Origin of the sequence: Kitasatospora sp. NPDC057198, assembly GCF_042670125.1 — a bacterium.
GTDB lineage: Bacteria > Actinomycetota > Actinomycetes > Streptomycetales > Streptomycetaceae > Kitasatospora.
The window spans coordinates 1-19,253 of record NZ_JBHUWH010000110.1; the positions used below are offsets into that span (position 1 = coordinate 1).

Sequence of the window (19,253 nt, forward strand, 5' to 3'; positions counted from 1 at the left end):
GGCAGTCGGTACTCGCCACCGGTATCCCTGGGAGCGCGCGGTATGCGCAAGGTGGAGGGCTGACCGACGCCGGGAGAGCGGGACGGGAGCGGTTACGGCTCCAGGCCCTGGAGCGCTTCGAGGCGGGACAGAAGAGCTCGGAGATCGCGACCGCGCTGCGGGTCAGCGAGCGGTCGATCGAGCGGTGGCGCCGAGCCTGGCGCGAGAGCGGCGAGGCCGGGTTGCTGTCGAAGGGATCACCGGGAAGACCTCGGCTCAGTGAAGCCCAGATCGTCAGGCTGGAAAGGGAGTTGGAGCGTGGTTCGCTGGTCCACGGCTGGATGGACCAGCGGTGGACCCTGGCACGGATCAAGACCATGATCGGTCGGTTGTTCCACGTCTCCTACACGGTCGAGGGCACTTGGCGGCTGCTGAAGCGGCACGGCTGGAGCTGGCAGCAGCCGTGCCGGCGGGCGATCGAGCGCGATGACACGGCTGTGGAGGTGTGGAAGATGGAGACCTGGCCGCGGGTAAGACCGTCGCGGCAGAGCGCGGGGCCTGGCTGGTCTTCGAGGACGAGGCCGGGCAGTCGCTGACCCCGCCGCGAGCGAGGACTTGGGGGCGCCGGGGCTGCACGCCGGTCGTCAGGGTGCGCGGCCGGGCTCCGGGCGGGTGTCGATGGTCGGGATGACCTGCTACAAGCCGGGCCGGCGATCGCGGCTGTTGTACGCGGTCCGGGAGTACACCGGGCGCAAAGACCAGCCGAAGGGCTTCGGCTGGCGCGACTTCCGAGACCTGATCATCCGGGCCCGCATCCAGCTCGGTGGGCCGATCGTGCTGGTCTGGGACAACGTCCGAATACACCTGACGAAACCCCTGCGCGAGTTCGTCGAAGCGAACTCCGAGTGGCTCACGGTGTTCCAGTTGCCGACCTATGCTCCTGACCTCAATCCCACCGAAGGGATCTGGTCGCTGGTCAAGCGCGACATCGGCAACCTCGCCGCGTTGACGGCTGCCTGGGTGCCACTGGGCTGAGCCTTCAGGAGTGTGCGGCTCAGGCCGTGGCCTCGTCCTGCGACGCCGCTGTCACGCGGAAGCCATGCAGTTCAACGTCCCAGATGTCCACGATCGGCTCGGGGGTGTCATCGTCCCCGCCGGAGAAGCCTTCGACATAGAAGCCGAAGAACTCCAGCAGAGCTCGCTCGCCCAACTCCAGCGGATGGAAGGGCAGCGAGTACGGCTCCTCGTCCTCGAAGGGCGGATAGGGCTCCACCGGGTGTCGGCCTTCCCAGTACGGCAGCTCGAACGGGAGCCGTTCGCCGATGTCCTCGATGATGCCGTTGTCCGGGGACAGGCTCAGTGAGCGTACGAGTTTGCCGTCGTCCCAGACTGCGAAGGCCAGCCAGTCGACGACGCTGTGCATGGCGTGGAGATAGAGGCGTCGGCCCTGGCCGGCCGCTACCAGGTGCTGCGGCAGTTCCGAGGGCCGGTCGAGCATGACTTCCTGGTCGCAGACCAGGTCGAGGCCCGGCGCCGACAGCGCGCAGACGGTCCCCTCGGGCGGGTAGAGCGCGTCCGCCAGTTCCCAGGCCTCTTCGTTGTCCGCGTCGATGCGGTGACCGGGGCGAACCCGAGCAGCCAGTGCCCCAGCCCCGTCGATCTCGCCCTTTGACGCGCCTTGGAGCAGGTTGGCAATCACATCGTCTGCATAGGCCAGCACCGCGGTCTTCGCTCCCATGCTCCCCGTCCTCGGTCTGTGTGAAGTCCCGCCGGGAGGCTACCGATTGCCTCCGACAGACGACCAGCAGTCCACCGACGCCCAGGCCGACATCACGAGTTCAAGTTCAGTAGTCAATGCGTGCCAGCACTTCAAACGGCGCGAACTGTTCGATCAGGCGGGCCGTTTCAGCAAGATGAGCGCGGACGACCTGAGCGGGTGGCCGATCGGCATATCGGGCGGAGACTTCGGTGAATCCGAAACCACTGGCGGCCGGCGCGGAGTGCACCGAGGCGAGTACCCGCTCGAAGCCTCCCGCACCGAGCAACGCCTCGGCTCGGGATGGGTGCCAGTGAGGCTCGCTCAACTCGATACCGGACAGGATCCGCAGCTCCGGATGGCGCTCCCGGCATCGTTCGAGGCATTCCCGGTATCCGTCGAGATCCGGAGGGGGCGGGGTCAGCACTTCGTCCACGACGAGTTGACCCCGCTCCGGCGACGCCTTCGCGCCTGGGCCGAGCGTCCAGGGCGTGAGGTCCGCGTGCTCGGTGAAGGCCACCGATGGCAGCCCGAGGTCGAGCGCGCGTACACAGGTCTCCTCCATCGAGCCTGCTGGCGCGTCCCAGGACCACTGGCTGTGGACGTGACTGTCCGGCGGGAGCATCCGTGATCCTTTCGGCGGTGACGAGACTGCGGGGGTGTGGTCAGACGGGGTTGTCCTTCAACCACTCCAATACCTGACGGGCATGCTCGTTCGGCGGGAAGATCGGATAGAAGACGTGCTCGACCACGCCGCCACGGATGATCAGCGTGATGCGCTTGTAAAGCGTCATTCCGCCGAACTCGAAGGTCGGCAGACCGAGCAGCGCCGCCAGCCGCAGTGCGGGGTCCGAGAGCATCGCAAAGGGAAGCCGCAGACGATCGACGACCTCCTGCTGGTATCCGGTGTCCTGGCTGGACAGGCCGAACACGCGAGCCGCACCGAGAGCGGTCAACTCCTGGTGGTGGTCGCGGAGGTCGCACGCTTCCGCGGTGCATCCGCGCGCGCCGGGGATGGCCTCCCAGCCGTCCGGTACGTCCGTGTCGGGCCGGCCCGTGAGCGGATAGCAGTACAGGACGGAACGGCCTTCACCCAGCGCATGCACCGGGACGGCGCAACCTGCGGTACTGGCGAGATCGATGTCCGGCATTGCCCGGCCCACGAGATGGTCGGCCGCGCCGTCGTCCTCGGGGACGGGCAGGCCCGACGGAAGCCGGCCCAGGTCGCTCACGGTGCCCTCTTCCTCACTGGAGCGAGTGCCGCTGTTGCGGTAGGCGGCATCTCGCAGGTGCTCGACCAGCACCGCCCGCCGGGCGGTCAGGGCCTCGATCCGTTCTGTCAGGTCGTCGATGGCGGCCCGGTATCCAGCCAGCGAGGAAGGGCAGTCATCCACGTGACCCCGACCTTGGGAAAGACATTCAAGGAAAGGGCGAGTCTGCTCAACCGGGATCCCCAGTTGATTCAGCGCGCGGGCTTCGCGCACCATCCGGGCGTCCTGCAGGGAGTAGTCCCGGTAACCGTTGGCAAGCCGGGCAGGAGCGATCAGCCCCACGGCCTCGTAGTAGCGAACCGTCTTCGTCGTCACACCCGCGCGCCGCGCGACTTCACTGATCTTCATGTCATCACCTGCGAGGCACCCTAGACCTTGCCCCCGGGGGCAAGGTCCAGTGCCATCGGGTGGAACGAGCACACCGGCCGTGTCGAACCGCGTCGCGCACAACGGAGCAACGCGGCTCTCAATCCCTTGCCCAGTGAGGTTTTCTCAACGGTGGTCATTTCCAGGTTCCGTTGAGGACGAGGGCGGTGCGTGCGATGTCGCCGATCCGGCTGGGGCTGAGCGTGACGCGCTGGAGGGTGCGCCGGCGTTGCTCGAGCTCGGCGGCGGTTCGCTCGCCCAGGGCCCGGACGTGCCGCAGCAGGGTGTTGAACATGCGGGTGTCGATGTGAAGTGCCTGTTCCGACTTGCCTTCGAACGCCCTGTGCTTCTGGCTGAACCGCAGGTCGTTGCCGTTCTCGCGGACACCCGCGAGGCGGTCTGATTCGATCAGCGTGCCGTCCGGGACCACGTGCGTCATGCCCTTGCACTGACAGCGGCTCAGGACTTCGTACAGGTCGGGGCCTGGTCAGCGAGGACGTCGATGCCTTCGTGCAGGTAGCGGTAGCCGGTGGCCCGGGAGACGCCGGCGTCGCGGGCCGGGCAGTGCGCGCAGCCGCGCTCGCGGAACCAGCGCAGCACCAGCACTGCCTGCCGGAACGGGCCGAGTGCACGGGAGCGTCTCGGGGTGCCGATACGGCGCTGGTGGGCTGCCACTGAACTTGATCGAGTGATGTCGGGGTCGTTTGCCTGCGCGGCACTGGGCCGACCCGATAGCCCTGGGGTGTGAGGTACGCACAGGGCGGCGGGCTGACCGACGCCGGGAGGGCCGCGAGGGAGCGGCTGCGACTGCAGGCCGTGGGACTGTTCGAGTTGGGCGAGAAGAACGGCGAGATCGCCGCCGCCTTGCGAGTCAGCGAGCGGTCGGTCGAGCGGTGGCGCCGGGCCTGGCGGGAGCAGGGCGAAGACGGGGTGCTGTCGAAGGGCTCGCCGGGGCGGCCACGGTTGTCGGGGGTCCGGATTGCACGCTTGGAGCGTGAGTTGGAACGGGGACCGCTGGCTCATGGCTGGGCGGATCAACGGTGGACCCTGGCCCGGGTGAAGTCCCTGATCGGGCGGCTGTTCCACGTCTCATACACCGTGGAGGGCGCTTGGCGGCTGCTGAGACGCCACGGCTGGTCGTGGCAGCAGCCGGCCCGACGGGCGATCGAGCGCGACGACAGCGCGGTCGAGGTCCGGAAGAAGGAGACCTGACCGCGGGTAAGAGCATCGCGGCGGAGCGCGGGTCCTGGCTGGTCTTCGAGGACGAAGCCGGACAGTCACTGACTCCGCCGCGCGCCAGAACCTGGGGACGTCGGGGCTGCACGCCGGTCGTGAGAGTCCGGGGTCGGGGCTCCGGGCGGGTGTCGATGGTCGGCATGACCTGTTACAGACCCGGCCAGCGGTCCCGGCTGTTCTACGCGGTCCGGGAGTACACCGGGCGCAAGAACCAGCCGAAAGGCTTCGGCTGGCACGACTTCCGCGACCTGATCGTCCGTGCCCGCATCCAGCTCGGCGGCCCGATCGTGTTGGTCTGGGACAACGTTCGCCTGCACCTGACGAAGCAGCTTCGCGAGTTCATCGACGCGAACGCCGAGTGGCTCACGGTTTTCCAGCTGCCGACCTACGCGCCCGACCTGAATCCGACCGAAGGGATCCGGTCGCTGGTCAAGCGGGATATCGGCAACCTCGCGGCGGCCAACCTCGCAGACGTCACCCGCGCCGTGAAGCGCAGGCTCAAGAGGCTCCAGTACCGCCCGGACGTGATCGACGGATGCCTTGCCGGAACCGGGCTCGCCCTGGACCAGCCCGCGGGTGGCGCCGCCGAGCCGGGCAATGCCCCGGGCTACGCTGCCGCTCATGACAGAGCCCGAGCCGCCCCAGGCGATCACCAGCTGCTGGCTCTCCTGGCTGGCGGTCCGCGCCCAGGACCGGACGGAAGTGGCTGACCAGATCGGCCTCACCCAGGTCACGGAGACATCCTGGTCCGCCGGCGCCGAACTGATCGACCGCATCGCCCACGAGCCCGCCGAGCGCTTCTCCCGCGTGCTGGTCACGCCCCCGCTCGACGGCTGGGTGCTGGTCGTCGGCCCGTGGTGCGGCCTGCCCTACCTGAACCGCACAGCCGATGTCACCCGCCTCTGCCTGGAGCTGAGCACGCGTCACGGCCAGGCGCACGCCTACTTCTACGGCGAGCAACGCGACGGAGACGCCTGGCTGATTGCCGAGCACGGCTCGATCACCAGGCGTTGGATCAGCGAGTACCCCGAACTCGCGCTGGGACAGCCCGTCCAAGCAGAACGAGACAGCCTCGACGCGATCGGCGTCACGGGACGCCCCGAAGACCTGGATCCGGAGGAAGCCGTCGACCTCCTTGCCGAATGGGAGTGCCTGGCCCCGGCCCTCGCTCAGGCACTGAGCTTCGACCCCACCAGGCTCACGGCGACATCCGGCCCCATGAGCACTCTCCTCATCGCCACTCCGCCCGCAGCACAGCTCACCGACCCGTTCGCGCACAGCGGCGCGAGCAGCTGACCACCCGACATCACGAGTTCGAGTTCAGTAGCTGAGCACGGACGCACCCGCCGTGTCCGCAACGCGGCGAGCCGCCGAACCCAACGACCGGATCAACGCCCCAGACTGATCTGATCCACAGGTCTTGACAATTCCTCCTTCTCGCCATTGCGATGCCGAGACTCGCCCGACGAGCCTCTATCCCGCTGACCCACCTGCCGGGTCCTCTGCGCCGTCGACGACCGACCGAACGCACTTCATCCAGTCATCCCAGGCGGCAGGGTCCGTCGTCCCACCGTCCGCCTCGATGCCGATGTCCCCCAGAAGCGTCAGAAGGTCGTCCCCGGCTCGGTTCGCGAACTGCCACACGAACCGCGACATGGCCACGAAGGCTTCGCGTTCGTTCAACTCGTAGCGACTCATCAGGACTCTCCATCCTCGCGTGGAACCAGGCAATCCATGGCCGGGAGTCGTGGTCCTGCTCGCCTGGGCAAAGGTGCAGCCACCGAAGATCATCGTGCTTTGTGAAGACAACGAAGGATCAAGCAGTGGCCGCAGGTCACAGCGTAGATGTTGGACACCGGCAGGCGGTGTTCGAGGGGCTGATGGGCCGTGTCGCGGCTCGGTTCGCCCGGGGTGGAACCCCGCCGCCGGGCCCGCCCGCTGGTACTGGGTCTGCTGTCGGACCTGCCGCGCAAGAACTGCTGGACGATCGCCGAGCACGCCGGGGACACCACCCCGCACGGGATGCAGCACCTGCTGGGCCGCGCCAAGTGGGACGCCGGCGCGGTTCGTGACGACATCCGCACCTACGTGGTGAACCACCTGCACGACGTGGAAGCAGTCCTGATCGTGGACGAGACCGGCGATCTGAAGAAGAGCACCGCGACGGTCGGAGTGCAGCGCCAGTACACCGGCACTGCGGGCAGGGTCGAGAACGTCCAGGTCGCGGTCCACCTGGTCTACTCCGCGCAGAGTGGACACGCGGCCATCGACCGGGAGTTGTACGTCCCGCGTTCCTGGACCGAGGACCGCGAGCGGAGCGCGTTGGCCGGCATCCCCGACCCTGTCGGCTTCGCCGGCAAGCCCGCCCCGGCCGCACGGATGACCACCCGCGCCCTGGACTCCGGCGTCCCGGCACGATGGGTCGCCGACGGCGAGGTCTACGGCGGCAACCCCTCTCTTCGCAAGCCCCGGACACCACCAACTCCTGGTCCGCCACAACCGGCGAACTCGCCTTCCATCGCTGCTGTTCACCCACAACCGTGCCGTTGTCCACGCTCATACGAGTGGCCGGGCGCAGGTGGACGGTGGAGGAGACGTTCCGGTCCGGAGAGGGGCTGACCGGACTGGACGAGCACCAGGTCCACCGGTGGACGTCCTGGCGCCGCTGGGTCACCCAGGCGATGCTCGCGCGCGCTTTCCTGGCCGTCGCCACCGCGCACGAACGCACACACCGGCCTTCCCCGGACGGGCTGATCCCATTGACCTGCAACGAGATCGCGCACCTGTTCACCACGCTGATCGTGCGGCCTGCCCACACCGCCGAGCACCGTTTCCGCTGGTCCTACTGGCGCCGGCGCCACCAGGCCAGAGCCCGCACCCGCCACTATCTGCGACAAGCGTCAACCCGACCATGATCACGATCTACAACTGCCGTACTAGATGCCTCCGAATCGCGCGGGCCACGCCTTGCGCGTAGGGCTCGGCCCGACAGGTGGGAGGATCGCCGGCATGGCCCTGCCCGAACCCGAGGATCTGACCTCGCTCGTCCTCCGTACCGACTTCAGCAGCGACGCGGCGTGGGAGGTGGTGCGAGCGGCAATCGACGGCGTTGGCGAGTACTGTCACGCGACGTATGTCAGCGATCGTTCGTTCAACGGCATGAGCGCTCAAGCGCTGGTGGACGCAGCTGCGGCCGCCGGCGACGAACTCCGCCACCTCTTCGTTGCGGACGCGATCACGATGACGGATGAGGAACATCCCGTCCTGGCCGTCGATCTCCATGCCGAACCCGGCCGGACGTTTCGGGTCGCACCTCGTTGCTTCGTCGACGTCTCCGCCAATTTGACGATCGCCAACATGGACTTCGCCGAATTCGCTGATGCTGCGGACGCATCGGGCATGTTCCGGGGCTTTGCGGGCGGCTGACCCGACGTCGGCTCCCGAGGGCCGGACGAGCGCGTGGCGGCCTTCCTGCTGGCTGGTCTGGGCCCTGGTCTGCCGGCGGGGCGCGGCAGACCACCTCGCACCGGGCCGCCTGCCCATCCGTCAGGATCTCGACCCGCCTGACGAGTGGCCCTGACTGCGGGACCGACGGGAAGCGATGCAGTCGGCCACCGCAGTACGCCCGGCCCGGGACGGACGCTTCCCCGGCGAAGCGGTTGAGCGCGGCACAGCTATCGTGTCGGGAGCAGGCCGGACACCCTGAACCGGACGGGACATGAACCACTACTGGACTGGCGAGGCCCCCTGGGTGCACCACCTGGAGGAGGACGCCCTGCGCGCCTCGTTCCTCCTGCCGCCTCCGGGGAGCAGCTACGTGGCCTGGCTGGACGGCGCCGAGATGGGCAACGAGCAAGGGCTCTTCGAACAGATGAGTGTCCGCCTCAGGTTCCCGGTCCACTTCGGCTGGAACTGGAATGCCCTCTCGGACTGCCTTCGCGACATGAAGTGGGTGCCCGCCGACCACTACCTGATCGTCATCGAGCGGTCAGCGCTCATGCTGCAGGAGTGCGCCGAGGATCGCGAGACCCTTCTCGGAATCCTCGATGCCGCAGGTCGACGCTGGGGGCACGGGATGGATCAGCCCGGCAGGTCGTTCAATTCGCTGCTGCTGTAGCCGCTGTGGCGCCGACGGTGACACCTCGTGCCTGCTGCCGGGCGGGGACGGCTCTTCGAAGAAGCCGTGGGCCGCGCCGCCTCGGACGATCACCGGCTTGAGGCCGCGTTTCCGCGGTAGGCGGCGGCGCCTGTCGAAGACGTAGCCCCGGTCGGCACACGGCGGTTTCCAGGGGTCGGCGGCACGGTCGGCCGGATCGTCCGGGACATCCGGGATATACGGAAGATCCGGGACATTCGGAACAAGGTCAGCACGCACCGGGACACCCTGCCGATTCAGCCCCGTCCGGGTTCCAGTCGACGGTCACGGCGAACCGGTAGGCGCGCGGCGGCGCGCAAGGTATCTTGATGTCGAGATACCTTGCGCGCCGGAACCTGCTGGAGGCCCGTACCGTGACCACCACCCCCTCCTTCACCGCCGTCAACCACGTCCAGCTCGCCATTCCGGCCGGCGGCGAGCAGGAGTGCCGCGCCTTCTGGGGCGAACTGCTCGGACTGTGCGAGATCCCCAAGCCGCCACTGCTCGCCGCCCGTGGCGGCTGCTGGTTCCAGGGCCCCGGCTTCCAGGTCCACCTCGGCGTGGAACAGGACTTCCGCCCCACACTCAAGGCCCACCCCGGCTTCGAGGTCCGAGGACTGCGCGCCCTGGCGGACCGGCTGACCACCCACGGGCACCGCGTCACCTTCAGCGACGAAGTGCCCGGACAGGACCGCTTCCACACCGTGGACCCGTTCGGCAACCGACTCGAGTTCCTCGAACCGCACTCCTGAACGCATCCTCAACGGACCTTCGCCCACCCGGCAGTGGTTCGACGAGAGCGGACACGCCCCACTCGAACCCGGCGGGGGACCGCAGACCACCAGGCAGCATCACCGGGCGCCCTCGGCAGCGGTGAGTTGCTCGGCGATCCGGCCGCATCGTGGACGAGCCACTGCCACCCGGATCCTATCCGGGAACCCTCGCCGACACTCCCGCGGATCGGGGACGGCACGCACCCGGCCGAAAGGTCGCGCCAGGGCTGGGGCACAGGCGCAGCGGCGCACCGGACGCCCATGGAGCACGAGCAGGCCCAGCACTCGAACTCCCGCACGCCGTAGCGGCCCACGCCCACACCCACGCCCACAGCAGGCGAAACGCTCCCGCCCCGCCGGCCGCCCGCCCCGCAGGTCGGCACCCCCGCAAACCGGCACCCCCGTCGGCGCCCCGGCCGCGCCCGCGTCGCGGTGGACCACAGGCGACAGGACCCGACCCGGCCCCGCACCCCACATTGAACGCGTTCAAAATTTGCGGCATGATCGGCAGCGTCGGGCCCGAGGAGAACGGGGGCCTGCGCCGCCCTGCCCTGGACACGGGCAGTCGTAGGAGAGGGGGGACCGTGGTAGACATCGGCAGGACCCGCTTGCCGGCCGTCGCGGTCGCGTTGATGTGGTGGTACGAGGGCTTCTGGTGCAAGGTCTTTCCCGGACGGGCGGACCAGCGGGCCATCGTGGAGGGGCTGCCCCTGCTGCCGGCCGGTGCGGCGGGCGCGCTGCTGGTCGCCATCGGCCTCGCCGAGGTCGCGCTCGGGATGTGGGTCCTGCTGGGGCACCGCCCGTACGCCGCCGCGGTCGTGCAGTCGGCTCTGGTCGTCGGCTTCAACACCGGCGGGCTGCTCGTCGGCGCGCAGCACATCCCCGAGCCCGGCCGGCTGGTGGTCCAGGACCTCGCCTTCCTCGCGCTGATCTGGCTCGTCGCCGCCCACCGCCCCGCCCACCGCACGGCGTACGGCACACCGCGGGGGAACGGCGCCGTGAGGGAGCTCGGGGCACGATGACCCTCTCCTCCTCCCCGATCCGCCGGACCGCGGGCGCAGCGCAGGCACCGGCTCCTGCCACCGGTACGCCGTGGCAGCGGGGCCGGCTGCTCGCCGGTCCGGCCCGCCGCCCGCGGGTGCTCTTCGGCCGCATGTACGAGGATCCGGCCGTGGAACTCGCCGTCTTCCCGCCGCCCGGCGCCCGGGTGCTGTGCATCGCCTCCGCCGGGGACACCGCGGCGGCGCTCGCCTCCGCCGGGTACGAGGTCACGGCCGTCGACCTGAACCCGGTCCAGCTCGCCTACGCCAGGGCCCGGCTGGAGGACGGCGCGCCCGCCGCGACCGGCACGGCCGAACGGCTGACCGGCCTGGGCCGCGCCACGGCCGCCGCCCTGCTGCCCGGCTGGCGGCCTGCCGCCGTCGCCGACTTCCTGCGCCTCGACGATCCGGGCGAGCAGCGGCGCCGTTGGACGGACGAGTTCGACGGCCCCGGGCTTCGGCTGCTGGCGGCCGCCGCCCTGCGGCCCGCCGGGGCGCTCGCCGCCGTCCTGCAGCCGGGCTTCCGGTGCGCGGTCCCGCGCGGCTTCGACGAGGTGCTGCTGCGGCGGATCGCCCGGACCGTCGCCCGGCACCCCAACGCCGCCAACGACTGGGCCTGGCGGCTGCTGCTCGGCCGTGAACGCCCCGGCACGGCCGCGGACGCGACCGCGGTCGGCCCGGGACGGGTGCGGCTGGTACGGGGTGAGGTCGTCGAGCACCTGGAGCGCTGCGCCGCCGGGAGCTACGACGCGGTGACGCTCTCCAACGTGGTCGACGGGCCCGGCCCGCACTTCGCCCGGCGGCTGCGCGCCGCCGTCGAGCACGCGGTGCGGCCGGGCGGGACGGCGGTGGTGCGCAGTCTGCGCGAACCGGGCCCGGCCGGGGCCGGACGCGCCGCCGAGGACCGGTCGATGATCTGGGGCGTGGTGCGGGTGGTCCACACCGGCACGACCGCTGCCGCCGGAACGGACGGAACCGAGCCCCGATGAAGCACCTGCTGCAGCGCCACCCCGTCCCGATCCGGACGCACTTCGCCCACTCGCTGGTCCTCACCTACGCCCTGCCGCCACGCGTCCTGGAGCCGCTCCTGCCGCCGGGGCTCACCCTCGACACCTACACCGACCCGACCGGCACCGAGCACGGATTCGTCGCCGCGGCGCTGGTGGACACCCGGGACCTGCGGCCCGCCTTCCTGCCCGCCGGTCTCGGCGCCGACCTGCTCCTCACCGGGTACCGGATCTTCGCCCGCTTCCCGACGCCCGGGGGCCGGTCCATGCGCGGCCTGAAGATCCTCCGCAGCGACACCGACAGCCGCGTCATGGCCCTCGGCGGCAACCTGCTCACCCGCTACCACTATCGGCTCGCCCGGATCGGCAGCCGGGTCGTCGACGACACCCTGGAGTTCCGGGTCCTCAGCCGCGACGGCCGGGCCGACCTGCACGTGCGGGCGGACCTCGCGGGCGCCCCCGCCGGCCTGCCCGACGGCAGCCCGTTCGCCTCCGCCAAGGACGCCCGGCGCTTCGCCGGGCCGCTGCCCTACACCTTCGAGCACGAGCCGCAGACCCGGTCGGTGATCGTGGTCAAGGCCACCCGGGCGCGCTGGGAACCGACCCCGGTGGCCGTGGAACTGCCGACCCCGCCCACCTTCTTCGCGCACGGCCCCTTCGCCGGGACGGCACCCGTCCTCGCCAACGCCTTCCACGTCGCCGACCTCGACTACGGCTGGGAGGCCGGCCGGCGCCGCGCCGAGGACGGGGCCGAACGATGAGGCGGCCCCCGACGGCTCCGCAGAACACCGGCACGACCGGAAGCACCGGCCCGACCCCGGAGGAACCGGTCCGCTTCTCCGGGGTGCGGGAAGTCGTCCGCTACAACTGGCCGCTGTACGCGGCGGGTTGCCTCGCCGCCGGAGCGGGCCTCGCGCTCTCGTACCGGCTCCCGGGGCGCGCTGCCGCCTTCGTCCGGGCGGGCGCGGGCGCGGCCGCCGCCCTGCTGGCGAGCAGCACGGCCGCCACCTGGTGGGTCTACGACCGCTCGGAACTGCGCTCCTTCGACTGGCTGGCGGAGCTGCTGCCGGACGGTCCGGGTGAGCACCTGGTGCTCTCCTCCGGTCTGGACGAGGCCAGCCGGCCGGTGGCGGTCCGCTGGCCGCGGCACCCCCAGAGCGTGGTGGACCTCTACGACCCCGCCCTGATGACCGAGGGCTCGATCCGCCGGGCCCGCCGCCACGTGCCGCCCGCCCCGCGCACCATTCCCGGACGGCACGACCGGCTGCCCGCGGCGACCGGCTCGGCCGACACCGTCCTCGCCGTCTTCGCCGCCCACGAGCTGCGCCGGGCGGACGACCGGGGCGAGCTGTTCGCCGAATGCGCCCGGGTCCTGCGCCCCGGCGGTCGCCTCGTCCTGGTCGAGCACCTGCGGGACGCCGCCAACACCGCGGTCTACGGCCCCGGCGCCCAGCACTTCTTCCCCCGGCGGGCCTGGCTGCGGGCCGCGGCCGGTGCGGGCCTGCACCTCGTCGCGGAGCGCCGGATCGGCGGCCTGGTCACCGCCTTCACCTTCGCCGCCCCGACCGCCACCCCGACCACCATCACCCCACCCACCATCGCCCCGACCACCACCGTCCCGACCACCACCGTCCCGACCGGAAAGCGCCCCGCACCGTGACCCACCTGCTCACCCTGGACGGCCAACTGCGCCTGGTCGGCGCGGCCCTGATCGCGATGGGCGCGCTGCACGTCGTCCTGCCGCGGTTCATCGGCTGGCCCTCCGACCTGGCCGGAACCACTCTGATGTCCCGTCAGGTCTCCTACGTGCACCTCTTCTTCATCGCGCTGACCTGCGTCCTGCTCGGCCTGCTGCCGTTGCTGCTCGCCCCGGACCTGCTCGCCGGGGGCCGGCTCGGCACCGCCCTGCTGGCCGCGCAGACGCTCTTCTGGGGGCTGCGCTGGATCTTCGAGTTCGCGGTGTTCTCCCCGCGGCTGTGGCGGGGCGACCGGCTGCGGACCGCCGGCCACGTCGCGCTGTCGGTGCTGTGGACCTGGGTGACGGCCGTCTTCACCTGCGCGCTGGTGGTGGCGCTGCGCGGCTGAACACCCCGACGGCGGCGGCCTACCGGGCCGGGAAGGCCGCCAGTGCGCGGTCCCACTCGTCGGCCGCGCGGAGCAGGGCCGCGGCGTCCAGGCGCAGTTCCACGAAGTACTGGTAGATCTCCTCCCCGTCCTCGCCCTGCTGCCACGGGGGCCGGGCCTCGAGCGAGAGGTGCACCCGGACGGCCGTTGCGTCGTCGTCGCGCCCGGCGAGGCTCACGGCCAGGTTCGGTTCGACGAACCAGGTGTCCGGGGACAGCCGGCCCTCGGCGTCGGGCCCCTTCGGCCGCACCGTACCGGCGGCGGCCGCCCGCAGCCAGCGGGACAGCCGGTGGGCCTCGTGGACCAGCAGGGAGGGGTCGGCGAAGGACCAGCTGCCCTCGGCGGTGGTCACCGACCCGCCGATGATCAGCCAGTTGTCGTCGTGCTCGTCCCCGCGGGCGACGGGGAACTCGTAGCGCAGTGGCCGGAGCTCGACGCTGCTCAGGTGGTCGTTCAGAATCACCGCCACAGGTTGGCACACCCTCCCGCCCCGGCGCCCCGATTAACCGGCCCGCCCGGCCGTCCCCCGCTCAGGCCGTCCCCGCTCGGCCATCCCCGTCCCCGCTCCCGCTCAGGCTGTCCCCCCGTTCAGGCCGTCCTCGTCCCCGCTCCCGCTCAGGCCGGGACGAGTTCGCGCAGGTTCTCCGGGGTGATCACCCGGGAGCCCTCCGGGAGGCCGTCGGGGCGGGCCAGGCCCAGGTAGGTGACCGGGCCGTCGGGGGCGGGGCCGTCCCAGGGCAGCAGGTGCGCGCCGTTCGCGACCATCAGGCCGACCAGGTGGCGGACGGTCAGGTACCGCCGCCGGAGGCCGGCCCGCAGCAGGTCGGCGACGGTGGCCCGGTTGGTCTCGACCCGGTTGGCGTGCGGGAAGCCGCGCAGGTGGAGGTGCAGCCAGCGGGCGTACCACTCGCCGTCCTCGCAGTGTTCGAAGACCAGCGGGAGGGCGACCCGTCCGGCGCCGCGCAGTTCGGACTTCGCCCGGACGGTGCGCGGTTCGAAGGGCAGGCCGCGCTGCTCCTCCTCGCGCAGCATCCAGCCGAAGAAGGACTCCTCGACCTGCTGGAACCCCTCGCCCGCGTACACGTTGACCTGCGGGACGATGTACGTGCCGGGCACCTTCGACAGCCGCAGGTCGATGAACTCCGAGGCGCCGTCGGGCGCTTCGACGATGTCGCCGGAGTGCGCGCCGGCCACGGAGCCGAGCTGGGTGTACGACAGCCAGGTCGGGTTGTCGTACGAGGCGTCGAGCATCAGCGCGGACAGGTCGAAGTCGGTGGTGCGCTCCTGCTGCTTCCAGTACACGAAGAAGCGCAGCAGTTCGCCGCGGACGGGCTGGACCGAGCCGCGCGGCAGCACGCCGATCCCGGCGGCGCTCGCGTTGCCGCTGAGCGGGAGGGCCACGTCGAGGATGGCCGGGTCGACCAGCAGCGGCGGCGGGTCGGCGGGCAGGCGGCGGGCGGTCTCGGCGTCCAGCGCGGCGGTCAGGCGTCCGCGTTCGGCAGCGGGCAGCGGCGGGCGCAGGTCGTCGGCGACGTGGCTGCGGGCGTCCCGGTTGACGAAGACCCGCCGGTCGCGGCTGGTCCGGGCCCGGTTCTCCAGGTGTTCGCGCAGCGAGAGCAGCAGGCGGCCGGACGCGGCGGGCAGGGCGCGTTCGGCGGCGGCGAGGACGGCGGCCCGTTCCGCTTCGGTGGCGGCGGCGCGCAGCAGCCGGTCGAAGGCGCGCAGCAGTTTGCCGGGTGCGGCGGCGGCCAGCAGTTCGGCGGCGGCGCCGGGTTCTCCGGCGGCGAGGAGTTCGTCGACCCGGCCGTCCAGGCCGCGGACGCGCTGTTCGCCGCGGGCGACCGCGAACACCCGGGCGGCGTGCGGCCACTTCGGGTACTCGTGCGGGTGCAGGCGTTCGCCGAGGCGCTTGAACCGCTCGCGGTGGCGCAGCACGTCGGCGAGTTTGCCGGGCGCAGCGGCGACCACCTCGTCCAGCGCGGCGAGCAGGGCGCGGCGGGCCGGGCGCGGCAGCGGGCCGAACCTGGTCGGGGCGGCGAGCGTGACGTCGCCGTCGAAGAGCGCGCAGGCGGTGCGCAGCACGTCGGTGACGGTGTCGGCGAGCAGGCCGGCGCCGGCGTGCAGGCGGGCGGCGTTGACGGTGGCCCGGTTCTCCCGGACGGGGATCGCGGCGGGCTGCGGGCCGTCCGCGCAGTGCCGGGCGAGGGCCGCGAGGTCGCGCAGGCCCTCCTCGCCGAGCGGGGTGGTGCTGCCCGCGAGCGCCAGGTAGAGCGACTCGACCTCGCGTTCGGGGGTGTCGCCGAGGTGCAGCACCGTGACCCGGTCGCCCGCCCCGGCGAGGAACTCCTCGTGCGCGGCGAGCAGGTCCTCGTGATCGTGCCGGTAGGTGCCGTAGCCGGGCAGCGCCAGCAGGTCGATGCCGGAGCCGCCGTCCGGGTCGGCGGCGCTCCTGCCCGTCTGCAGGGCCTCGACCAGCAGGCCGGACCAGAACTCCGCGGTGTCCGGCACGTTGTACGGGAAGTCCACGAAGTACGTGTTGTGCCGCACGTGGTCGCCGAGCAGCTCCCGGACGGCCGCCAGTCCGGTCTCGGCCGCCTCCGCGACCTGCGGCTGCGGCAGCGCGGACAGCCGGGCCAGCAGCTCGCCGGACAGCTTGAACCCGACCGACATCAACGCGGCGTCGAACTGCCGCGCCAGCACGGCGCCTTGACCCTCGGCCCGCGGCTCCTGGACCGGGACGGGCAGGCGGTGGGTGCGGCGGACGACCAGGGCGACGAGATCACGGGACATGCCCCGCATGCTCGCAGACCCCCTCCCCCGCCCGCACCGGGTTTCCCGCCCCGCTCCGGACCACCGGGCCGGGGCACCGGCCGCCGACGGGTCAACGTCCTTGCCGGGCAAGTTCCCTGAGGCCGCGTCAGGGTCGGATCGGGGTCACCTCGGGGGCGCACCCGGATGCCGGTGGCGGCGATCCGCGACAAAGATCGAAGCCGTCCGATCGTACCCGTAGCACCCCTGGCACCAGGAGACCCCTTGACCGCCACCGGAACCACCCGCCGGGCCGCCGCCCTCGCCGCCCCCGTCCTCGCCGGGCTGCTGCTCGCCGTACTGCCCTCGCCCGCGTCCGCGGTGGCGCCGGCCGCCGGCAGCGAGGTCGGCGGTCCGCGTGCCGAGGCGTTGCGGGCAGCGATCGCACCACGGGCCGGGGATCCGGTGGCCGGGACGGTGGCCCGGGTGTCCGTCGACGGGTCGACCTGGCGGGGCGGCCAGGACGACCGGGTGAGCGGGCGGCCGGTCGCGCCGAACGCGTCCTTCCGGATCGGCAGCATCAACAAGCCCTTCGTCGCGGTCGTGCTGCTCCAACTCGCCGCCGAGCACCGGATCGACCTGGACGGCACCGTCCAGCAGTACCTTCCCGGCGTGCTGCCCGACGCCTTCAGGCCGGTCACCGTCCGGCAGTTGCTCAACCACACCAGCGGCCTGCCGCAGGCCGTCGAGGGTGTCCAGGGATCCGACCGGGACGCCGTGATCGCCCGGCGCTTCGAGGTGCAGACCCTCGACCAGGTGATCGGGTGGACGCTGCGCCCCGCCGACCGGCCGTGGCCGGGGCCGTCCTTCGCGCCGGGCAGCGCCCAGGAGTACAACAACTTCAACTACCGGCTGGCGGGCCGGATCATCGAGCAGGTCACCGGGCACTCCTTCCGGACGGAGCTGACCGCCCGGGTGCTGCGCCCGCTGGGCCTGCGGCACACCGAGGTCACGGAGGGCGCGCCGCAGATGCCCTCCCCGCACCTGAACGGCTACCTGGCCGACGGTGCGGGCACCCCGGTGGACGTCTCCGAGCAGGGCGGCAACCCGGAGTCGATGGTCTCCACCCCCGCCGACCTGGACCGCTTCCTGCGCGCCCTGCTCGACGGCGAACTGCTGCCGCCGCAGCAGGAACACGACCTGCTCGCCCTGCCGCGCGACGCCGCCGGGCGACCGGTGCCCTCGCTCACCCCGGGCGACTGCCGGTTCGGGCCGGACAAGGGCCTGGCCTGCTACAGCGCCGGGCTGATGGGGATCCCGCTCCAGGACGGCACGGTGGCCTGGGGCAAGACCGGCCACGACCTCGGCTACTCCAACGGGTTCTTCGCCAGCGCGGACCTGAGCCGACGCCTGGTGTACTCCACCGGCGACTCCGGCATCACCCCGGCGCCCTCCCTCCGGCTCGCCGCGGTGGTGTTCGGCCCCTTCGCGGGCTGAGCGCCGGGCACGGGACGCCGGCGGCCGGACCTGACGGCAGCTCACCTCGCCTGCCCCGCAAGGGAGGAGGCGGTTTGCCGCCCGTCGCCGTCCGGTCGTACGCTGACCGCCGGTCGCGGGGGGCGTGGGCCTTCCACCGGGGTGTGCCCGGCCCCGCGCCGTGCCGCTGCCGCCGATCCCTGGACGACCGATGCTCGAAGTCTCGCTGTCCGCCGCGCCGTTGCTGTTCCCCGCGTTCGCCGTGCTCGGCGTGCTGTTCGGGACGGCGGCGTTCCTGCTGGCCCGGCGGCGGGGGCGGGCGCCGCTCGGGCCGGTGCTGTGGGCCGTGGCGCTGGCGGGCGAGTCGGCGGTGACGCTGACGCCGACCACCAGCGGGTCCTTCGGACGGCCGAGCTGCGTCTTCGATCCCGGCGGCTGGGAGGTCGCGCACGGTCTGCAGGGCTCGCTGAACCTGGCCCTGTACGTGCCCCTGGCGGCGTTCGGCGTGTGGGTGTTCCGGCGGCCGCTGTCGGTGGCGGCCGGGTGCGTGCTGCTCTCCGCCGGGACGGAGCTGACGCAGACCGTGCTGCGGACGGGCCGTTCCTGCGACGCCGCCGATCTGCTCGACAACTCCTCGGGGGCGCTGCTGGGCACCGCGGTGGCCGTGGCCGTGCTGGCGTCGGCCGGGCGGCGGTGGTCCGCCCCGTGGCGGGACGCGCTGGGTGCGCTGGCCACCGGCGGCGCCCTGGCGGCGGTCGCGCTGGCGGGGTGGCTGTACGTCCCGCTGTACGGCCCGTCAGGCCACACCCCGCCCCGGCCGGACACCACGGACGTGCTTGCTCCGGCGCAGCACCTGATGGTGGGGCTGTTCGGCCCGGCCGACCGGCTGGAGCGGACCTCGCTGGTGACCGACGCCGCGCGCTCGGCCTTCCCGCTGACCGAGGCGGTGACCGACCGGGGCCGGTTCCGGTTCGAGGCGGGCTCCGGCCGCCTGGTCTCCGTCGAGTTCACCGCGCCGGACGCAGCCGGTCCCCGACCACGTCCGGCGGAGGAACTCCTCTACACCGGGACGGAATTCGCGAAGACCTGGTTCCCCGACCTGGCGCCCGGCGGCGCCCGGCCGGCCGGCACCGCCGCGGGCCCGGACGGCTCCGTGCTGTTCACCTTCCGGCCGCCGGAGGTGCCCGGGGCCGCGCTGGAGGTGACCGTCTCGGCCTCCGGCCGGGTGCGCTCGGCGGCCGCCGCCCGCCCGCGCGGAGGGCCCGCCCGCGCTGTGGGCCTATGCGTGGGCGGGGATGACGTGCTCCCCGGACGCGTCGATGTCGGCCTCGCGGGCGTGGTG

Annotated in this window: 22 protein-coding genes and 2 pseudogenes; 16 read left to right on the forward strand and 8 right to left on the reverse strand. The window is 72.1% G+C overall.

Annotated elements, in window-relative coordinates:
- Positions 1–59 precede the first annotated feature (59 nt).
- Positions 60–575, forward strand: a complete 516-nt coding sequence (locus ACFUEL_RS15245) for a winged helix-turn-helix domain-containing protein (RefSeq protein ID WP_380236714.1) — start codon at positions 60–62, stop codon at positions 573–575.
- 91 nt (positions 576–666) lie between these two features.
- Positions 667–1,014, forward strand: coding sequence for a transposase (locus ACFUEL_RS15250; RefSeq protein ID WP_380236693.1), 348 nt, complete (start codon positions 667–669; stop codon positions 1,012–1,014).
- A gap of 19 nt (positions 1,015–1,033) precedes the next feature.
- Here ACFUEL_RS15250 and ACFUEL_RS15255 read toward each other — a convergent pair whose 3' ends face one another.
- The 5 genes from ACFUEL_RS15255 to ACFUEL_RS15275 form a co-directional block, all read right to left on the reverse strand.
- A complete protein-coding gene (locus tag ACFUEL_RS15255; protein WP_380236694.1) occupies positions 1,034–1,717 on the reverse strand; it encodes a DUF6928 family protein in 684 nt (227 codons plus the stop codon).
- A 106-nt stretch (positions 1,718–1,823) separates the two neighbouring features.
- Positions 1,824–2,360, reverse strand: coding sequence for a PHP domain-containing protein (locus ACFUEL_RS15260; protein ID WP_380236695.1), 537 nt, complete (start codon positions 2,358–2,360; stop codon positions 1,824–1,826).
- Between the two features lie 40 nt (positions 2,361–2,400).
- The gene (locus tag ACFUEL_RS15265) at positions 2,401–3,354 is read right to left on the reverse strand and encodes a MerR family DNA-binding transcriptional regulator (RefSeq protein ID WP_380236696.1); all 954 of its coding nucleotides are present in this window, start codon (positions 3,352–3,354) and stop codon (positions 2,401–2,403) included.
- Between the two features lie 154 nt (positions 3,355–3,508).
- The gene (locus ACFUEL_RS15270) at positions 3,509–3,811 is read right to left on the reverse strand and encodes a hypothetical protein (RefSeq protein WP_380236697.1); all 303 of its coding nucleotides are present in this window, start codon (positions 3,809–3,811) and stop codon (positions 3,509–3,511) included.
- Between the two features lie 20 nt (positions 3,812–3,831).
- Complete coding sequence (locus tag ACFUEL_RS15275) at positions 3,832–4,047, reverse strand: hypothetical protein (RefSeq protein WP_380236698.1); 216 nt, start codon at positions 4,045–4,047, stop codon at positions 3,832–3,834.
- 69 nt (positions 4,048–4,116) lie between these two features.
- Here ACFUEL_RS15275 and ACFUEL_RS15280 point away from each other — a divergent pair.
- The 3 genes and pseudogenes from ACFUEL_RS15280 (at position 4,117) to ACFUEL_RS15290 (ending at position 5,904) form a co-directional block, all read left to right on the forward strand.
- Positions 4,117–4,656 (forward strand): annotated as a pseudogene (locus ACFUEL_RS15280) (winged helix-turn-helix domain-containing protein).
- Positions 4,653–5,318, forward strand: coding sequence for a transposase (locus tag ACFUEL_RS15285; RefSeq protein WP_380236715.1), 666 nt, complete (start codon positions 4,653–4,655; stop codon positions 5,316–5,318). The pseudogene ACFUEL_RS15280 and the gene ACFUEL_RS15285 overlap by 4 nt, the downstream one beginning before the upstream one ends.
- A complete protein-coding gene (locus tag ACFUEL_RS15290) occupies positions 5,230–5,904 on the forward strand; it encodes a hypothetical protein (RefSeq protein WP_380236716.1) in 675 nt (224 codons plus the stop codon). The genes ACFUEL_RS15285 and ACFUEL_RS15290 overlap by 89 nt, the downstream gene beginning before the upstream one ends.
- Before the next feature lie 177 nt (positions 5,905–6,081).
- Here ACFUEL_RS15290 and ACFUEL_RS15295 read toward each other — a convergent pair whose 3' ends face one another.
- The gene (locus ACFUEL_RS15295) at positions 6,082–6,306 is read right to left on the reverse strand and encodes a hypothetical protein (protein WP_380236699.1); all 225 of its coding nucleotides are present in this window, start codon (positions 6,304–6,306) and stop codon (positions 6,082–6,084) included.
- Positions 6,307–6,488: 182 nt separating this feature from the next.
- Between ACFUEL_RS15295 and ACFUEL_RS15300 the strand changes: the two are divergent.
- The 9 genes and pseudogenes from ACFUEL_RS15300 (at position 6,489) to ACFUEL_RS15340 (ending at position 13,648) form a co-directional block, all read left to right on the forward strand.
- Positions 6,489–7,523: pseudogene (locus tag ACFUEL_RS15300) on the forward strand (IS701 family transposase).
- A 94-nt stretch (positions 7,524–7,617) separates the two neighbouring features.
- Positions 7,618–8,034, forward strand: coding sequence for a DUF6924 domain-containing protein (locus tag ACFUEL_RS15305; RefSeq protein ID WP_380236700.1), 417 nt, complete (start codon positions 7,618–7,620; stop codon positions 8,032–8,034).
- Positions 8,035–8,326: 292 nt separating this feature from the next.
- Positions 8,327–8,725, forward strand: coding sequence for a barstar family protein (locus tag ACFUEL_RS15310; RefSeq protein WP_380236701.1), 399 nt, complete (start codon positions 8,327–8,329; stop codon positions 8,723–8,725).
- Between the two features lie 347 nt (positions 8,726–9,072).
- Entirely contained in the window at positions 9,073–9,495 is a 423-nt protein-coding gene (locus ACFUEL_RS15315; protein ID WP_380236702.1) for a glyoxalase, read from the forward strand.
- Between the two features lie 629 nt (positions 9,496–10,124).
- The gene (locus ACFUEL_RS15320) at positions 10,125–10,538 is read left to right on the forward strand and encodes a DoxX-like family protein (protein WP_380236703.1); all 414 of its coding nucleotides are present in this window, start codon (positions 10,125–10,127) and stop codon (positions 10,536–10,538) included.
- Positions 10,535–11,545 carry a DUF3419 family protein gene (locus ACFUEL_RS15325; protein ID WP_380236704.1) on the forward strand — a complete coding sequence of 337 codons (1,011 nt, stop codon included), beginning with the start codon at positions 10,535–10,537 and terminating at the stop codon, positions 11,543–11,545. The genes ACFUEL_RS15320 and ACFUEL_RS15325 overlap by 4 nt, the downstream gene beginning before the upstream one ends.
- Complete coding sequence (locus ACFUEL_RS15330; RefSeq protein ID WP_380236705.1) at positions 11,542–12,324, forward strand: DUF2071 domain-containing protein; 783 nt, start codon at positions 11,542–11,544, stop codon at positions 12,322–12,324. Before ACFUEL_RS15325 ends, ACFUEL_RS15330 begins: the two co-directional genes overlap by 4 nt.
- Positions 12,321–13,223 (forward strand): class I SAM-dependent methyltransferase, encoded by a 903-nt coding sequence (locus tag ACFUEL_RS15335; protein WP_380236706.1) that lies wholly within the window; start codon positions 12,321–12,323, stop codon positions 13,221–13,223. Before ACFUEL_RS15330 ends, ACFUEL_RS15335 begins: the two co-directional genes overlap by 4 nt.
- Positions 13,220–13,648 (forward strand): hypothetical protein, encoded by a 429-nt coding sequence (locus ACFUEL_RS15340; RefSeq protein ID WP_380236707.1) that lies wholly within the window; start codon positions 13,220–13,222, stop codon positions 13,646–13,648. Before ACFUEL_RS15335 ends, ACFUEL_RS15340 begins: the two co-directional genes overlap by 4 nt.
- Positions 13,649–13,667: 19 nt before the next feature.
- Here the strand turns inward: ACFUEL_RS15340 and ACFUEL_RS15345 are convergent, their stop codons facing one another.
- Together ACFUEL_RS15345 and ACFUEL_RS15350 are read right to left on the reverse strand one after the other, a co-directional pair.
- On the reverse strand, positions 13,668–14,150 hold the full coding sequence (locus tag ACFUEL_RS15345; RefSeq protein WP_380236708.1) for a hypothetical protein: 483 nt from the start codon (positions 14,148–14,150) through the stop codon (positions 13,668–13,670).
- 152 nt (positions 14,151–14,302) lie between these two features.
- Entirely contained in the window at positions 14,303–16,477 is a 2,175-nt protein-coding gene (locus ACFUEL_RS15350) for a hypothetical protein (RefSeq protein ID WP_380236710.1), read from the reverse strand.
- Positions 16,478–16,720: 243 nt separating this feature from the next.
- On the opposite strand from ACFUEL_RS15350, the gene ACFUEL_RS15355 reads away from it, so the two are divergent.
- Both ACFUEL_RS15355 and ACFUEL_RS15360 read left to right on the forward strand, forming a co-directional pair.
- Complete coding sequence (locus tag ACFUEL_RS15355; protein WP_380236711.1) at positions 16,721–17,932, forward strand: serine hydrolase domain-containing protein; 1,212 nt, start codon at positions 16,721–16,723, stop codon at positions 17,930–17,932.
- A gap of 190 nt (positions 17,933–18,122) precedes the next feature.
- Positions 18,123–19,253 (forward strand): VanZ family protein (locus ACFUEL_RS15360; protein WP_380236713.1); only part of this gene is annotated, 1,131 nt, incomplete at its 3' end.

Excerpts from the sequence above, each read along its gene's own strand:
- ACFUEL_RS15250 (WP_380236693.1), top strand. The coding sequence starts at position 667 with ATGACCTGCTACAAGCCGGGCCGGCGATCGCGGCTGTTGTACGCGGTC.
- ACFUEL_RS15255 (WP_380236694.1), bottom strand. The coding sequence starts at position 1,717 with ATGGGAGCGAAGACCGCGGTGCTGGCCTATGCAGACGATGTGATTGCC.
- ACFUEL_RS15260 (WP_380236695.1), bottom strand. The coding sequence starts at position 2,360 with ATGCTCCCGCCGGACAGTCACGTCCACAGCCAGTGGTCCTGGGACGCG.
- ACFUEL_RS15265 (WP_380236696.1), bottom strand. The coding sequence starts at position 3,354 with ATGAAGATCAGTGAAGTCGCGCGGCGCGCGGGTGTGACGACGAAGACG.
- ACFUEL_RS15270 (WP_380236697.1), bottom strand. The coding sequence starts at position 3,811 with ATGACGCACGTGGTCCCGGACGGCACGCTGATCGAATCAGACCGCCTC.
- ACFUEL_RS15290 (WP_380236716.1), top strand. The coding sequence starts at position 5,230 with ATGACAGAGCCCGAGCCGCCCCAGGCGATCACCAGCTGCTGGCTCTCC.
- ACFUEL_RS15295 (WP_380236699.1), bottom strand. The coding sequence starts at position 6,306 with ATGAGTCGCTACGAGTTGAACGAACGCGAAGCCTTCGTGGCCATGTCG.
- ACFUEL_RS15305 (WP_380236700.1), top strand. The coding sequence starts at position 7,618 with ATGGCCCTGCCCGAACCCGAGGATCTGACCTCGCTCGTCCTCCGTACC.
- ACFUEL_RS15310 (WP_380236701.1), top strand. The coding sequence starts at position 8,327 with ATGAACCACTACTGGACTGGCGAGGCCCCCTGGGTGCACCACCTGGAG.
- ACFUEL_RS15315 (WP_380236702.1), top strand. The coding sequence starts at position 9,073 with ATGTCGAGATACCTTGCGCGCCGGAACCTGCTGGAGGCCCGTACCGTG.
- ACFUEL_RS15325 (WP_380236704.1), top strand. The coding sequence starts at position 10,535 with ATGACCCTCTCCTCCTCCCCGATCCGCCGGACCGCGGGCGCAGCGCAG.
- ACFUEL_RS15330 (WP_380236705.1), top strand. The coding sequence starts at position 11,542 with ATGAAGCACCTGCTGCAGCGCCACCCCGTCCCGATCCGGACGCACTTC.
- ACFUEL_RS15335 (WP_380236706.1), top strand. The coding sequence starts at position 12,321 with ATGAGGCGGCCCCCGACGGCTCCGCAGAACACCGGCACGACCGGAAGC.
- ACFUEL_RS15350 (WP_380236710.1), bottom strand. The coding sequence starts at position 16,477 with ATGTCCCGTGATCTCGTCGCCCTGGTCGTCCGCCGCACCCACCGCCTG.